Origin of the sequence: Methylopila musalis, from assembly GCF_042679725.1 — a bacterium.
GTDB lineage: Bacteria > Pseudomonadota > Alphaproteobacteria > Rhizobiales > Methylopilaceae > Methylopila > Methylopila musalis.
Genome location: NZ_JBHTMX010000069.1, coordinates 1 through 14297, shown reverse-complemented (window position 1 = coordinate 14297; position 14297 = coordinate 1). Strand labels below are relative to the sequence as shown.

Here is a 14297-nt window from a genome sequence, read left to right as displayed (position 1 = left end):
GTGCGGTCGTCGGCGGGCGCGAGGCGCAGCACGACGTTCGCCACGTCGCCGGCCGCGAGCTCGGCGTCCAGCGCCGGCAGGAAGGCGTCGGTCTCGGACAGCTCCGGCGTGACCAGCGTCAGGCGGGTGAAGGGCGCGTCGTCGGGCATGGCGGGCGGGGCTCGGAGCGAGGGTCGGGGCGCGGTCGGCGTCGTTTATGGCGCGGCCGACATGGCGAAAACGGGGCGAGGCCCCTGAAAACGGCGACGCCGCCGGCGCCGTCCCCGGCGAGGGGAAAGGCCGGCGGCGCCGGATCGGTCGCAGGCGGGCCGGTGAGGCCCGCCCGTTGGCGTCACGCCTTGGCGTAGATGTCGATGATCTTGTCGAGCAGCGCGATCGCCTCGTCGCGCGGGCGCTGGAAGGCGTTGCGGCCCATGATCGAGCCGAAGCCGCCGCCGGCGGCGATCTGGCCGATCTCCTTCAGCAGGGCGTCGGTGTCGTTCTTGGTCTCGCCGCCCGAGAAGATGACGATGCGGCGGCCGCCGAAGCAGCTCTTGACCACGTCCTGGATGCGCTCGGTCAGCGTCGAGACCGGGATGCCGGCCTTGTCGTAGGCCTTCTTGGCGGCGTCCAGCTCGAGCTGCTCGGTCGGCGGCTTCACCTTGATGATGTGGGCGCCGAGCAGGGCCGCGATGTGGGCGGCGTAGGAGATCACGTCCACCGCCGTCTCGCCCTTCTTGGTGAGCGAGCCGCCGCGGGCGTAGGACCACACCACCACCGCGAGGCCGACGGACTTGGCTTCAGCCGCCAGCTCGCGGATTTCCTCGAACTGGTCGTAGGCCGCGTCCGAGCCCGGATAGATGGTGAAGCCGATGGCCGAGCAGCCGAGCCGCACCGCGTCCGCGACCGAAGCGGTGACGGCCTGGTCGGCGTCCTCGTTCAGGCGCGACAGCGAGTTGGCGCTGTTCATCTTCAGGATGGTCGGGATCTGGCCGGCGAAGGTGTCGGCGCCCGCCTCCAGCATGCCGAGCGGCGCGGCGTAGGCGTTGAGGCCGGCGTCGATGGCGAGCTGGTAGTGGTAGTGCGGGTCATAGCCGGCCGGGTTCGGCGCGAAGGAGCGCGCCGGGCCGTGCTCGAAACCCTGGTCGACGGGCAGAATGACGAGCTTGCCGGTGCCGGCGAGGCGGCCGGTCATCAGCAGGCGGTAGAGATTGCCCTTGGTTCCGGGATTGTCGCTCTCGTACCAGGAGAGGATCTCCTTCACCCGGGGGGTGATGAGACTGCGGGGCGCGGTGATCGGGGTCTTGGCGTTCATCGTCCTCTCGGGAAGTCCGGTTCGCGAATGGCGTTGGTATAGAGTGAAACGTTCAGCTTGTCGCGGACAGCGCCGCGACGCCGGGAAGCTCCTTGCCCTCGAGCCATTCGAGGAAGGCGCCGCCCGCGGTCGAGACATAGGTGAAGTCGCCCGCGACGCCCGCGTGGTTCAGCGCCGCGACCGTGTCGCCGCCGCCGGCGACCGACAGCAGCCGGCCGGCGCGGGTCAGCTCCGCCGCCTTGCGGGCGATGGCGACCGTGCCCTGGTCGAACGGCTCGATCTCGAACGCGCCGAACGGCCCGTTCCAGACCAGCGTCTTGGCGCCTTCGAGCACGGCGGAGACCTTGGCGATGGCGTCCGGCCCCACGTCGAGGATCATCTCGTCGGCGGCGACCTCGCCCACCGGCGCGACGCGGTTCGCCGCGTTGGCCTTGAACTCCTTCGCCAGACGCCCGTCGCTCGGCAGCACGATGGCGCAGCCGGCGGCGGCGGCCTTGGCGACGATGGCGCGGGCGGTGTCGGCGAGGTCCTTCTCGCACAGCGACGTGCCGATATCGACGCCCTCAGCGAACAGGAAGGTGTTGGCCATGCCGCCGGCGATCACCAGATGGTCCACCTTGCCGACGAGGTTGCCGAGCAGGTCGAGCTTGGTGGAGACCTTGGCGCCGCCCACCACCGCGACCACGGGCCGCTCCGGCGCGCCGAGCGCCTTCGACAGCGCGTCGAGCTCCGCCTGCATGGAGCGGCCGGCATAGGCCGGCAGCCGCCGCGCCAGACCCTCGGTCGAGGCGTGGGCGCGGTGCGCGGCCGAGAACGCGTCGTTGACGTAGAGGTCGCCGAGCCTGGCGAGCTCGTCGGCGAAGGCCGGGTCGTTTTTCTCCTCGCCGGGGTGGAAGCGGGTGTTCTCCAGCAGCAGCACGTCGCCGGGCGTCATGCGGGCGATCGCGGCGGCGGCCGTCTCGCCCACGCAGTCGTCGGCGAAGCCCACGTCCTGCATCAGCGTCTTTTCGAGCGCCGCGACCACCACCTTCAGCGACTGGCTGTCGTCGCGCTTGCCCTTCGGCCGGCCGAAATGGGCGAGCAGGACTGTGCGCGCGCCCTTCTGCGCCAGCTCCCGCAGGGTGGGGGCGATGGCGCGCAGGCGGGTGTCGTCGGTCACCCGGTCGCCGTCCATGGGCACGTTGAGGTCCACGCGGACCAGCGCGCGCTTGCCGGCCACATCCACGTCGTCGAGGGTCTTGAAGGCTGCGGTCATCAGGGTTCCCTGGCGAAGAGACTGGGATAGTCGACCACGAGGCCGTGCTCGTCGATCGTCAGTTCGGAGGTGAACGAGCCGTCGGCGGCCTCGTAGAGGAAGCGCCGGCCCGGTTCGAGGCAGGTGTAGATCTGGCCGTCCACGATGGGCTCGAACGTGTCGAACGGCACGTAGACCATGCGCAGCTCGACGCGCTCGCCCGTCTTCCAGGCGTTGCGGCGGATCGGCGGCGTGTTGGTGAAGGGCGTCGCGGACAGATCGACGTCGAAGCAGCCGTCGAGCGCGGGCAGGGGCGCGCCCTGTCCGGTGGCCCAATGGCCCTGCCCGTCGGACAGGAGATGGAGGCCGCGGCCGTCCGCGGCCCCGAGCGCGACCTCGCGGACGCGCCAGAGCGGGTCGAGATCGACCCGGTAATAGACGCCGTAGCGGACGCCCGCCTGCTCGCCGATGACGACGCCGCGCGCGACGAAGCGCTCGGCGTCGATCGCGAGCGTCACATGGTCGAGCCCGTTCCCGTCGAGGCTTCGCCAGCGCGCGCTTGTCACGCGCGCCGGCGCGGCGTCCCCCACCGGGGCCTCAGAGGAACTTGGCCAGCGCCACCGCCGTGTCCGACATGCGGGAGGAGAAGCCCCACTCGTTGTCGTACCAGCTCAGCACGCGCACGAAGGTGCCCTCGAGCACCTTGGTCTGGTCGAGGGCGAAGCTCGACGAGTGCGGGTTGTGGTTGAAGTCGGACGACACCAGCGGCGCGTCCACCACGTCCAGAATGCCCTTGAGCTTGCCGGCCGCCGCGGCCTTCACCGCGTCGTTGACCTCCTGCACGGAGGTGGCGCGCTTGGCGACGAACTTGAAGTCGATGACCGAGACGTTCGGGGTCGGCACGCGCACCGACACGCCGTCCAGCTTGCCCTTCAGCTCCGGCAGCACCAGGGCGACGGCCTTGGCGGCGCCGGTGGAGGTCGGGATCATGCTCAGGGCCGCCGCGCGGGCGCGGTAGAGGTCCTTGTGCATGGTGTCGAGCGTCGGCTGGTCGCCGGTGTAGGAGTGGATCGTGGTCATGAAGCCGTGATCGATGCCGATCGCGTCGTTCAGCACCTTCGCGACCGGCGCCAGGCAGTTCGTGGTGCAGGACGCGTTGGAGACCACGATGTGGTCCTTGGTCAGCTTGTCGTCGTTCACGCCGAACACGACCGTCAGGTCCACGCCGTCGCCGGGGGCCGAGATGATCACGCGCTTGGCGCCGGCCTCGAGATGGGCCGCGGCCTTCTCCCGGCTGGTGAAGATGCCGGTGCATTCGAGCGCGATGTCGACGCCGAGGGCGGCGTGCGGCAGCTCGGCCGGGTTGCGGATGGCGGTGGCCTTGATGTCGCCGTGGCCGGCGACCGTGATCACGTCGCCGTTGACGGTGACCTCGGCCGGGAAGCGGCCGTGCACGCTGTCGTAGCGCAGCAGGTGGGCGTTGGTCTCCACCGGGCCGAGGTCGTTGATCGCGACCACCTGGATGTCCTTGCGCCCCGACTCCACGATCGCCCGGAGGACCAGCCGTCCGATGCGCCCGAATCCGTTGATCGCGACCTTGACCGCCATTTTTTTTAATTCTCCTTAGAGATCAGCGAGGAATAATTACCCAGCCGGATGCATTGTATTTAGGCGTAATGCCCTTGGATTCCAAATGTTGCAGCAGTGGGTGACCTTTGGGCGCAACCACACCGTCCCAATTCCCGTTTAGACACGAGCGGCAAACACCTCCTTGCCATTGGGCAATGTGGCGTCCGTCGTAAATTTTCGGGCCAAATCGAAAACGGTTTTGGCAGATCACGCACTGGTGATATTGCGCATGATCTTCCATATCCGCTCGTCCTTCGCTTAAGCGACTGCTGCGTGCTTTTCCTGTGCCAGCTCGACCACCGCCTCGGCGGTGATGCCGAACGTCTTGTAGACCTCCTTGTAGGGCCCGCTCTCGCCAAAACCATGCATGCCGACGAAACCGCCGTCGGAGCCGACGATCGCGTCCCAGCCCTGACGGATGGCCGCCTCGATGGCGATCTTCACCGGCGCCGTGCCGATCACTTCGGCGCGATAGGACGCCGGCTGGTCGAAGAACAGCTCGAAACAGGGCAGCGACACCACCCGCGTCGGCAGGCCGGCGGCGTCGAGCGCTGTCTTGGCCTCGATCGCGAGGCTCACTTCCGAGCCGGTGGCGAACAGGCTGACGGCGGGCGTCCCCTCCGCCGCGGCCAGCTCGTAGCCGCCCTTCGCGGTCAGGTTCTCGCCGCGGTCCTGAAGGCGCAGCTGCGGCAGGTTCTGGCGGGTGAGCGCGAACACGCTCGGCCGCTCCTTGCTCGCCACCGCGATCTCCCACGCCTCCGCCGTCTCCACCGCGTCCGCCGGGCGGAACACGTTGAGGTTCGGGATCGCGCGCAGCGAGGCCACGTGCTCCACCGGCTGGTGGGTGGGGCCGTCCTCGCCGACGCCGATCGAGTCGTGGGTGAAGACCTGCACCACCCGCAGCTTCATCAGCGCGGCGAGCCGCAGCGACGGCCGGCAGTAGTCCGAGAACACCAGGAAGGTGGAGCCCACCGGCAGCACGCCGCCATGGATGGCGAGGCCGTTCACCGCGCCGGCCATGCCGTGCTCGCGGATACCCCAGTGCACGAAGTCGCCGGAGTAGTCGCCCGGCGTGATGGCCTTCATGTTCTTGGTGAAGGTGTTGTTGGAGGGCGTCAGGTCCGCCGAGCCGGACACGAGCTCCGGCAGCGCCTGCGACACCACGGCGAGCGCGCTCTCGCCGGCCTTGCGGGTCGCGACCTCCTTGGGCTCGGCGTAGAGCTTGGCCTTGTACGCGGCCATGGCCTCCGCGAAGCCTTCCGGCAGGTCGCCGTGCAGCCGGCGCTCGTACTCGTCGCGGACGGCGGGCTCCAGCGCCTCGAAGCGGTCCTCCCAGGCGCGGCGGGCGGCCTTGCCGCGCCGGCCGGCCTCGGCCCAGGCGGAGCGCACGTCGTCCGGCACCTCGAACGGGGCGTAGTCCCAGCCGAGCGCCTTGCGGGCGCCGGCGATCTCGTCCTTGCCGAGCGGCGAGCCGTGGGCCTTCTCCGAGCCGGCCTTGGTGGGGGCGCCGAAGCCGATCACGGTCTTGCAGGCGATCAGCGTGGGCTTGTCGGCGTTTTCGGTGGCCTTGAGCGCGGCCTCGATCGCCTCCGGGTCATGGCCGTCGACCCGCACCGCGTTCCAGCCGCAGGCCTTGAAGCGGGCGAGCTGGTCCACGCTGTCGGACAGCGACAGCTCGCCGTCGATGGAGATGCCGTTGTCGTCCCACAGGAACACCAGCCGGTTCAGCTTCAGGTGGCCCGCGATCGCGATCGACTCCTGGCTGATCCCCTCCATCAGGTCGCCGTCGGAGCAGATGGCGAAGGTGCGGTGGTCGGTGAGGCTCGGGTAGCGGGCGGCGAGGATGCGTTCCGCGAGCGCGAGGCCGACCGCGTTGGAGATGCCGGCGCCGAGCGGGCCGGTGGTGGTCTCCACGCTTTCGGTGTGGCCGCGCTCCGGGTGGCCCGGCGTGCGCGAGCCCACCTGCCGGAAGCGCTTCAGCTCGTCGATCGTCATCTCCTTGGAGCCGGTCAGATGCAGCAGCGCGTAGAGCAGCATCGAGCCGTGGCCGGCGGAGAGGATGAAGCGGTCGCGGTCCGGCCAGTGCGGCGCGGAGGCGTCGTACTTCAGCACCTTGGTGAACAGCACGGTCGCGACGTCCGCCATGCCCATGGGCATGCCGGGATGGCCGGAGTTCGCCTGCTCGACGGCGTCCATCGCAAGCGCCCGGATGGCGTTGGCGAGCCGGCGCGTCAGCTGAGTGTCGGTCATGGGCGCGGGTCCGATCGTTCGGGGCGAGGCCGCCGGAGGGGCGCGGCCGCGCCGGAGAAGGTGTCCGGCCGCCCGCGAGCGAGGGCGCGTGAAAGCCCTCGGGACCGCGGAGACCGTGGGAGGTCGCCGGGACGTTTAAAGGGGCGCCGGGGCATGTCAATACGCGTCAGCCCTACGGGCGATCCCCGGCGGGCGGGAAAACGCGGCGGTGGACGGCGCCGGCGGCTCGATTGACGCTGTTTTGGGCGGGCCGGTAAAATAACCGCCTTGAACGCCGGCTTTGGCCCCGCATCCGTCGCGGGCGATGGTCGGAGCGATGCGGAAGGAGAGGCCACGTGGCGGCAGGCGATCTGGACGCGGCGCTGAAACGGCTCGACACGGCGCTCGCCGCCGCCGCCGCCGCGGTGACGCGCGCGCTCGACGCCGCCGACGCCGCCCGCGCCCGGGAGGAGGAGCTGACGGCCTTCGCCGACGACCGGCTGCGCCCCGCCGACCTGCTGGCCCAGGCCGAGGCCCGGGCGGAGACCGCGAGCGAGGGCGACCGCGAGCTGCTGCGCCGGGTGGACGCCGCCCTGGAGGCGGTGTCGCGCACGCTCGCCGAAGCGGAGGGCTGACGCCATGCCTCAGGTGACGGTGACCATCGGCGGCCGCGACTACAAGATGGCCTGCGGCGACGGCGAGGAGGAGCACCTGCTGGCGCTCGGCCGGCTGGTGGACGAGCGCCACGGCGAGCTGAAGCGCTCCTTCGGCGAGGTGGGCGACGTGCGCCTTTCGGTCATGACCGCGATCATGATCGCGGACGAGCTGAACGAGGCCAAGCGCCGCCACGCCGCGCTGGAGCAGGAGATCGAGCGCCTGCGCGACTCCCAGGCCGACGCCGCCTCCGCTACCGACGGCCGCCACGCCGAAACCGCCGGCCGCATCGCCGCCGCCGCCGAACGCCTGGAACGCCTTGCCGACGAGCTGACGGACGGCGCGCGCCGGGATTGAGAGCGCGGGGAGGCGGGTGAGGCGCGCCTTCCCTTGTCCCGGCCTTGAGCCGGGACCCAGAAACGTCTGCGGTTTCAGAACAAGCGGCACGCTTGGAGCGCCATTCGGAACCGTCGGCGGAAATGGGTCCCGGCTCAAGGCCGGGACACAGGAAGGCCGTCTACGTTTGGACCACCGGCGTCACGCTTCCGCGTCTAACGCTCCGGGACCGCGTCATCGTCTTCGCTGAGCCGGCCTCGCTCGTTCATGACGTCTCGCGCGGTGATGGCGAAGGGCTGGATGCGCGTCGGCCAGCCTGTCGCGATCAGATCTTCGATGGCCATGTGCCTTGGCGTGGCGTCGCAGGCGTCGTCCAGCATGCGGCTGAGCTGCAGCAGCGCGGCGCGCTCCCGATCGGTGATGGCGGCGTTCGGTCTCATCTCGCCGTCGTCGCGATGGGGGATCCAGTCGTAAAAGGTCTCGAAGTATTCGATGGGTCCGGCGTTGCGCACGCCATCGTCGCCTTCAGCCAGCGTCTCGACGGCCTCCATGAGCCTGTTTCTCAGGCGTCGATGGAGGACGTGGCATTGGGGTTCGTGGTCCATCGGTGGCTTCGCATTGCGCCGTCCGGCGCCAACTCTTCAAACCGAGACTCGGACGCGCCATCGTGTGCGGGCGCAAGAGGTCCATTCGTGGCGCTTCGCGCGACACCCAAGAGGTTCTGGGTCCCGGCTCAAGGCCGGGACAAGGGAAGGGCGCCGGCGCCCAGGCTGGAGGAGTCCTCCGTCCTTGATCTCGTCCCTCAGTTCAGCCGCACCACCTCCACGCGGCGGTTTTTGGCGCGGCCGTCGTCGCTGTCGTTGGGGGCGGCGGGGGCGATCATGCCGGCGCCGGCGGCCTTGAGGCGTTTGGGGTCGACGCCGTGGCTCGCCGCCAGCGCCTTCACCACCGCCTCGGCGCGGCGCTTCGACAGGTCCATGTTGTAGTCGAAGCCGCCCTGGTTGTCGGTGTGGCCGACGATCAGCGCCGCGAGCTTCGGGTCGCCCTTCAGCAGCGCGGCGATCTCGACAAGGGTCGGCTCCGAGGTCGGCTTCAGCTCCGCCTTGTCGGTGTCGAAGAACACGCCGTAGAGCGCCACCCGGCCGGTCTTGTCGATGGATTTGGCCATGTCCTCGGCCTTCACCGTCACCATCTTCCGGTCGCGGCCCTTGGGCTCGATGACGTGGACCAGCGCGATGGTGCGGCCGTTCAGCGCCTTGCAGTACAGCGTGTCGTTCAACTGGAAGGTGTGGACGGTGACATGGGCGTCGCCGTCCGCGCCGGGGAGCCTCGCCGCGAAGAATCGCTGGTCGCTGATGCTCGAGGTCAGCGCGCAGGCGCCGTTGGAGAAGGCCTCGTCCTTCAGGTCTTCGGAGATCACGAAATACATCATGAAGCTCATGTCGCCGCCGCCGCCGGAGGCTGCGCGCGTGCTGTCGCCGCCGCAGCCGTCGGCGCCCTTGCAGGCGAACAGCACCTCGCCGCCGGCCGCCTCCACCTCGTCCTGGTAGTTGCGCAGCACCTCGAGCGGCGAGCGGTCCTCGGGCAGCACGTAGACCAGCCGGGTCCTGGCGCCTTCCAGATCGAGCTTCTTCGCCGGACGGAAGATGTAGTTGTTCAGCCGCGCGTCGCGCTCGCCGTCCGGGTTCTTCTCGACCTTGGCGAGCGGGATCGAAAAATCGGTGAAGGCCTGCCGCTCGTAGGACACAATGAACGAGCCTTCGTAGCGCTTGAGCAGCGGATTGTCCTTGGCGCCCTTGATGTCCTTGGTCGGGACGGCGGCGTCGGCGAGCGCGGCCGCCGGAAGAAGCCCGAGCAGGCCCGCGAGCAGCAGACGGCGGATGAAGCGCATGACGTGTCCCCCCGGAGAGCCGCGCGTTCGCCGGTCCGTGTCCGGCGCGCGGTCGTCGTTGGCGGCGAGCTTGGCGCGTTTCGGGCGGGCGCGCATCCGCGCTCTTCGTTCGAGACCACTGGCGCCGGGACGCGCGGTCGACTATCTTCCGCTTCGCGGTGCTGCGGGGCGCGTCAGGAAACTTGAATCCCCGGGCCCTTACGATCTCGAACGGGAGCTGTCCCTGGCCTCGACCGTGGTCTTGGCCAAAACGGCGCCCACCTACTCTGTAGGTGTCCCGGGATCGAACCTCCAACGGCCATCGTGGCTCCGCGCTCTTCCTTCATGACCCAGCCGACTGTTCCCGACACCGAAGCCGCCGCCGCCAAGGCGGCGCTCCGGTCGTACGTGCTCGCCCGCCGCGCCGCGCTCGCGCCGGACGTCCGCGCCGCCGCGGCCGAGGCTATCGCCCGCGAAGGCGAGGGTCTCGTCGCGCGGCTCAGGCCCGCCTCCGTCTCCGTGTTCTTTCCCGTGCGCGGCGAGATCGACGCCGGGCCGCTGATGGCGCGGCTCGCAGCCCGGGGCGTTCCGCTTGCGCTGCCGGTGATCGTGGAGAAGGACGCGCCGCTGGCGTTCCGCGCCTGGGCGCCCGGCGAACCGCTGGAGACCAAGCGCTTCGGCTTGCAGGAGCCGCCGGCCTCCGCGCCGGAGATCGCGCCCGAGCTTCTGTTCGTCCCGCTCGCCGCCTTCGACGACCGGGGCTACCGGCTCGGCTATGGCGGCGGCTTCTACGACCGCACGCTCGAAAAGCTCCGCGCGCGCGGCCGGGCCATCGCGGTCGGGCTCGCCTTCGCCGCCCAGCGGACGGAGCGCGTGCCGATCGACCGTTACGACCAGAGGCTCGACGGCGTGCTGACCGAGCAGGGCCTTCTGACCATCGGGGACGCCATCTGATGCGGCTTCTGTTTCTGGGCGACGTGGTCGGCCGCGCGGGCCGCACGGCGGTGGCCGAGCGCCTGCCGGAGCTGCGCCGCCGCTGGGCGCTCGACGTGGTGGTCATCAACGGCGAGAACTCCGCCGGCGGCTTCGGCATCACCGAAGCGATCTACGAGGAGCTGCTGGACGCCGGCGCCGACGCGGTGACGCTCGGCAACCACGCCTTCGACCAGCGCGAGGCGCTGGTGTTCGCCGAGCGCGCCGACCGGCTGGTGCGGCCGGCGAACTTCCCCAAGGGCACGCCCGGCCGCGGCGCCCAGCTGATCGAGGCGAAGAACGGCGCGCGGGTGCTGGTGGTGAACGTCATGGGCCACGTGTTCATGGGCGTCGCGCTGGACGATCCGTTCCGCACCGCGGACGCTGCGCTCGAGGCCTGCCCGCTCGGCCTCGCCTGCGACGCGGCGGTGGTGGATTTCCACGCCGAGGCCACCAGCGAGAAGCAGGCCTTCGGCCATTTCCTCGACGGCCGCGCCACGCTGGTCGTCGGCACCCACACCCACACGCCCACCTCCGACCACCGGGTGCTGCCCGGCGGCACCGCCTACATGTCCGACGCCGGCATGTGCGGCGATTACGACGGCGTGCTCGGCATGAAGAAGGACGAGCCGATCCAGCGCTTCCTGCGCAAGCTGCCCTCTGGCCGGTTCGAGCCCTCCGAGGGCGTGGCGACGCTCTCGGGCCTCGCGGTGGAGGTCGGCTCCGACGGCCTCGCCACCCGCGTCGCCGCCGTCCGCGTCGGCGGCGCGCTGGAGCAGACGACGCCGACGTTCTGGGAGGACTGAGGGGCGCCGGGGCGCCTCTTCCCTTGTCCCGGCCTTGAGCCGGGACCCAGAGCCGCTGCGTGTTCCCAACGGAGCGTGACGGTGGGGCGCTTGATCCTCACACGCCGGCGTTTCTGGGTCCCGGCTCAAGGCCGGGACAAGGAAGTGGGCTCTGCCCGGTTCATCGTCTATGCGGGCATCGCGTTCGCGCAATCGGAACCTGCCGCCTCACGCTCGGACGCTACCTCTCTTGTCCCGGCCTTGAGCCGGGATCCAGATCCGCTGAGTGTGCCGAACGAGACGTGACGGTGGGGCGCTTGATTCTCACACGCTGACGTTTCTGGGTCCCGGCTCAAGGCCGGGACAAGGAAGTGGGCTCTGCGCGACTCGTTCCTCGTATAGGTGCCGATGCGCGCTATCGGAACCGGCCGCTTCACGCTCGACCGACATCACGGACGCCATCTTCCTTGTCCCGGCCTTGAGCCGGGACCCGGATCCGCCGAGTGTGCCGAACGAAGCGTGACGGTGGGGAGCTTGATTCTCACGCGTTGACGGTTCCGTGTCCCGGCTCAAGGCCGGGACAAGGAGGCGGGGCGCGCCCGCCGGTCTGCTCCTAACTCAGCCCCGCCCCAGACCCCCTCACGCCGCGGCGGCGTGGTCGTCGGGCTGGCAGCGGTTGACCTCGACCGTCACGTGGCTCAGCCCGTCAAGGTCCCTCAGCCGCGCCTTGTAGGCGGCGGGCTGCTCGGGATGGTGGGTGGCGAGCGAGACGATCGCGGCCATGTGGCCGGGGCCGACGCGCCAGAGGTGCAGGTCGGTGACGCGGACGTCGCCGGTCTCCAGCGCCGTGCGGATCGCGCCTGCGAGCGCCGCGTCGGGCGTGGCGTCCACCAGCACGCGGGCGGTGTCGCGGGCGAGCGAGACCGCCCAGGACGCGATCACCACCGCGCCGACGACCCCGATCGCGGGATCGACCCAGGCCCAGCCGAAGCGCCAGCCGGCGAGGAGCCCCGCGATGGCGAGCGCGGAGGTCAGGGCGTCCGCCAGCACATGCACATAGGCGCCGCGAAGGTTGTGGTCGTCGTGGGCGTGTGTCTGCCCATGATCGTGGCCATGCGCGTGATGAGAACCGTGGTCATGCCCGTGGCCATGGTGGCCGTGCCCGTGAGAACCGTGCCCATGCCCGCCATGGCTGAGCAGCAGGGCGCAGACCACGTTGACCGCGAGGCCCACCACCGCGATGGCGGTCGCCTCCGCATAGGCGATGGGCTGCGGCGCTGTCAGGCGGACCACGGACTCCACGCCGATCGCCAGCGCGATCACGCCGAGCACGATGGCGCTGGCGAAGCCGGCGAGATCGCCCACCTTGCCGGCGCCGAAGGAGAAGCGCGGGTCGGCGGCGTGGCGCGAGGCGAAGCGGTAGGCGAAGGCGGCGAGGCCGATCGCGCCCGCATGGGTCGCCATGTGCCAGCCGTCCGCGAGCAGCGCCATGGAGCCGAAGGCCCAGCCGGCGACGATCTCCACCACCATCATCGCGGCGGTGATGGCCACCACGACAAGGGTGCGCCGTTCGTTGCGGGCGTGCGCCGCGCCGAGAAAGCGGTGCTCGTGGGCGAAGGCGCGGCGGCCTTCCTCGGTCAGGTGCATGGGGGCGCCCCGCGGGTCCAGCGTGTCTCGGGGCCCAGAAGGCCGCTCCGGGCGGCGTTCCGTCAAGCCGGGCGCCCGCGCCCATAACCGATCGCGATGGCGAACATAACGGATTGGCGTTTCCCTCGACGGGGCGCCGGGAGCGATAACGCGGTCGTCCACAACGACGACGAAGCCTCCATGTCCCGCGCCGCGCCCCTCGCCGCAGACCCGACCACCGCGCAGTCCACCGATCTCGGGCTCTACGCCGTGCTGGTGCTGGTCTGGGGCACGAGCTGGATCGCGCTGCATCACCAACTCGGCGTGGTGGCGCCGGAGGTGTCGCTCGTCTGGCGCTTCGCGCTGGCGGCGGCGATCGCCTTCGCGCTCGCGCTCGGACGGCGGGAGAGGCTGCGCTTCCCGCTGCGCCGCCACGCCGGCTTCATGCTGGCGGGCGTGCTGATGTATTCGACCAATTTCATGCTGTTCTACCACGCCGGGGCCAAGGTGCCGTCCGGCCTGCTGGCGGTGGTGTTCGCGCTCGCCTCGCCGATCAACCTCGCGCTCGGCGCGCTGATCTTCCGCCGCCCGGCGGAGATGCGGGTGCTGGCGGGCGCGGCGCTCGGCGTCGCAGGCGTCGGCCTGCTCTACGCGCCGGAGATCCGCGCCACGGGCTTCGACGCGGACGCGCTTCTGGGGCTCGGCCTCAGCGTCTGCGGAACCTTGTGCTTCTGCCTCGGCAACATGGTGTCGAGCGTGATCCAGCGTTCGGTGCCGGACGTCTCGGCGGCGGCCTGGGGCATGTTCTACGGCGCGCTGTGGATGACGCTGCTGGCGGCGCTGTCGGGGGCGACCTTCACTGTCGAGCCCACCGTCGCCTATCTCGTCTCGCTGGTGTGGCTTGCGGCGGGGTCGTCGGTGGCGGCGTTTCTGGCCTATCTCGCGCTGATCAAGCGGGTCGGGGCGGCCCGCGCCGGCTTCGCCACGGTGCTGTTTCCGGTGGTGGCGCTCGTCATCTCCAGCCTGTTCGAGGACTACCGCTGGACGGCGCTGTCGCTCGCCGGCGTCGTGCTGGTCGCGATCGGAAACGTGGTGGCGCTGCGCCGGCGCGCCTGAGCGCCGTCCTCAACGATCCGTTATCCAATTCCGGTCAGGATCAGGCCGTTCGGGGCGCGCCCGTCGCGCGCCTCGTGGGGGCTTGCACGATGGACGACCTGCTTCGGGACTTCCTGACCGAAACCGCCGAGAATCTCGATCAGGTCGACGTCGAGCTCGTCCGGTTCGAGCAGGAGCCGGCCAACGCCAAGATCCTGGCCAATGTGTTCCGCCTGGTGCACACGGTGAAGGGCACCTGCGGCTTCCTCGGCCTGTCGCGGCTGGAGGCGCTGGCGCACGCGGCGGAGACGCTGATGGGCGAATTCCGCGCCGGCGCGCTGGCGACGCCCGAAGCCGTGACGATGATTCTCGCCACCATCGACCGAATCAAGGCGATCCTCGGCGATCTGGAGCGCACCGGCGAGGAGCCGGCGGGCGACGATCTCGACCTCGTCACCGAACTTGAGCGCGCGGCCGTCGAGGCGCGCCGTCCCGCGGCGCCGGCCGTCGATCCCGCGCTCGGCCGCGAGCTGCGTCCCGGCGAGGTCTCGCTCGACGAGCTGGAGCGCGCGT

14 protein-coding genes and 1 other RNA gene are annotated in these 14297 nt (G+C 70.4%); 7 read left to right on the top strand and 8 right to left on the bottom strand.

Features of this window, described 5'->3' with window-relative positions:
• Positions 1 to 331: 331 nt before the first annotated feature.
• The 5 genes from ACFQ4O_RS09395 to tkt all read right to left on the bottom strand — a co-directional run bounded on the left by ACFQ4O_RS09395 (position 332) and on the right by tkt (position 6407).
• A complete protein-coding gene (locus ACFQ4O_RS09395) occupies positions 332 to 1294 on the bottom strand; it encodes a class I fructose-bisphosphate aldolase (RefSeq protein ID WP_378775434.1) in 963 nt (320 codons plus the stop codon).
• A 52-nt stretch (positions 1295 to 1346) separates the two neighbouring features.
• Positions 1347 to 2549, bottom strand: a complete 1203-nt coding sequence (locus tag ACFQ4O_RS09390) for a phosphoglycerate kinase (RefSeq protein ID WP_378775433.1) — start codon at positions 2547 to 2549, stop codon at positions 1347 to 1349.
• Entirely contained in the window at positions 2549 to 3094 is a 546-nt protein-coding gene (locus ACFQ4O_RS09385) for a putative glycolipid-binding domain-containing protein (RefSeq protein WP_378775432.1), read from the bottom strand. Before ACFQ4O_RS09385 ends, ACFQ4O_RS09390 begins: the two co-directional genes overlap by 1 nt.
• A gap of 31 nt (positions 3095 to 3125) precedes the next feature.
• Positions 3126 to 4136: a type I glyceraldehyde-3-phosphate dehydrogenase gene (gene gap, locus ACFQ4O_RS09380; protein ID WP_378775431.1), complete on the bottom strand. Its 1011-nt coding sequence runs from the start codon at positions 4134 to 4136 to the stop codon at positions 3126 to 3128.
• A gap of 279 nt (positions 4137 to 4415) precedes the next feature.
• Positions 4416 to 6407 (bottom strand): transketolase, encoded by a 1992-nt coding sequence (tkt, locus tag ACFQ4O_RS09375; protein ID WP_378775430.1) that lies wholly within the window; start codon positions 6405 to 6407, stop codon positions 4416 to 4418.
• A 335-nt stretch (positions 6408 to 6742) separates the two neighbouring features.
• On the opposite strand from tkt, the gene ACFQ4O_RS09370 reads away from it, so the two are divergent.
• Positions 6743 to 7021, top strand: a complete 279-nt coding sequence (locus ACFQ4O_RS09370) for a DUF4164 family protein (RefSeq protein ID WP_378775429.1) — start codon at positions 6743 to 6745, stop codon at positions 7019 to 7021.
• A 4-nt stretch (positions 7022 to 7025) separates the two neighbouring features.
• Positions 7026 to 7397: a cell division protein ZapA gene (locus ACFQ4O_RS09365; RefSeq protein WP_271205083.1), complete on the top strand. Its 372-nt coding sequence runs from the start codon at positions 7026 to 7028 to the stop codon at positions 7395 to 7397.
• Between the two features lie 194 nt (positions 7398 to 7591).
• Here ACFQ4O_RS09365 and ACFQ4O_RS09360 read toward each other — a convergent pair whose 3' ends face one another.
• Positions 7592 to 7927 (bottom strand): hypothetical protein, encoded by a 336-nt coding sequence (locus tag ACFQ4O_RS09360; RefSeq protein WP_378775428.1) that lies wholly within the window; start codon positions 7925 to 7927, stop codon positions 7592 to 7594.
• Positions 7928 to 8178: 251 nt separating this feature from the next.
• Positions 8179 to 9363, bottom strand: a complete 1185-nt coding sequence (locus ACFQ4O_RS09355; RefSeq protein ID WP_378775427.1) for an OmpA family protein — start codon at positions 9361 to 9363, stop codon at positions 8179 to 8181.
• Between the two features lie 59 nt (positions 9364 to 9422).
• Between ACFQ4O_RS09355 and ssrS the strand changes: the two genes are divergently transcribed.
• The 3 genes from ssrS (at position 9423) to ACFQ4O_RS09340 (ending at position 11024) form a co-directional block, all read left to right on the top strand.
• Positions 9423 to 9581, top strand: a non-coding RNA gene (gene ssrS / locus ACFQ4O_RS09350) — 6S RNA.
• Between the two features lie 10 nt (positions 9582 to 9591).
• Positions 9592 to 10200: a 5-formyltetrahydrofolate cyclo-ligase gene (locus tag ACFQ4O_RS09345; RefSeq protein ID WP_378775426.1), complete on the top strand. Its 609-nt coding sequence runs from the start codon at positions 9592 to 9594 to the stop codon at positions 10198 to 10200.
• Positions 10200 to 11024: a TIGR00282 family metallophosphoesterase gene (locus ACFQ4O_RS09340; protein WP_378775425.1), complete on the top strand. Its 825-nt coding sequence runs from the start codon at positions 10200 to 10202 to the stop codon at positions 11022 to 11024. The genes ACFQ4O_RS09345 and ACFQ4O_RS09340 overlap by 1 nt, the downstream gene beginning before the upstream one ends.
• A gap of 618 nt (positions 11025 to 11642) precedes the next feature.
• Here the strand turns inward: ACFQ4O_RS09340 and dmeF are convergent.
• Entirely contained in the window at positions 11643 to 12650 is a 1008-nt protein-coding gene (gene dmeF, locus ACFQ4O_RS09335) for a CDF family Co(II)/Ni(II) efflux transporter DmeF (protein ID WP_378775424.1), read from the bottom strand.
• Positions 12651 to 12830: 180 nt separating this feature from the next.
• Here dmeF and ACFQ4O_RS09330 point away from each other — a divergent pair, with 180 nt between their 5' ends.
• Together ACFQ4O_RS09330 and ACFQ4O_RS09325 are read left to right on the top strand one after the other, a co-directional pair.
• Positions 12831 to 13745 (top strand): DMT family transporter, encoded by a 915-nt coding sequence (locus tag ACFQ4O_RS09330; protein ID WP_378775423.1) that lies wholly within the window; start codon positions 12831 to 12833, stop codon positions 13743 to 13745.
• Positions 13746 to 13834: 89 nt separating this feature from the next.
• The coding region (locus ACFQ4O_RS09325; protein WP_378775422.1) for an Hpt domain-containing protein at positions 13835 to 14297 on the top strand (463 nt) is incomplete at its 3' end.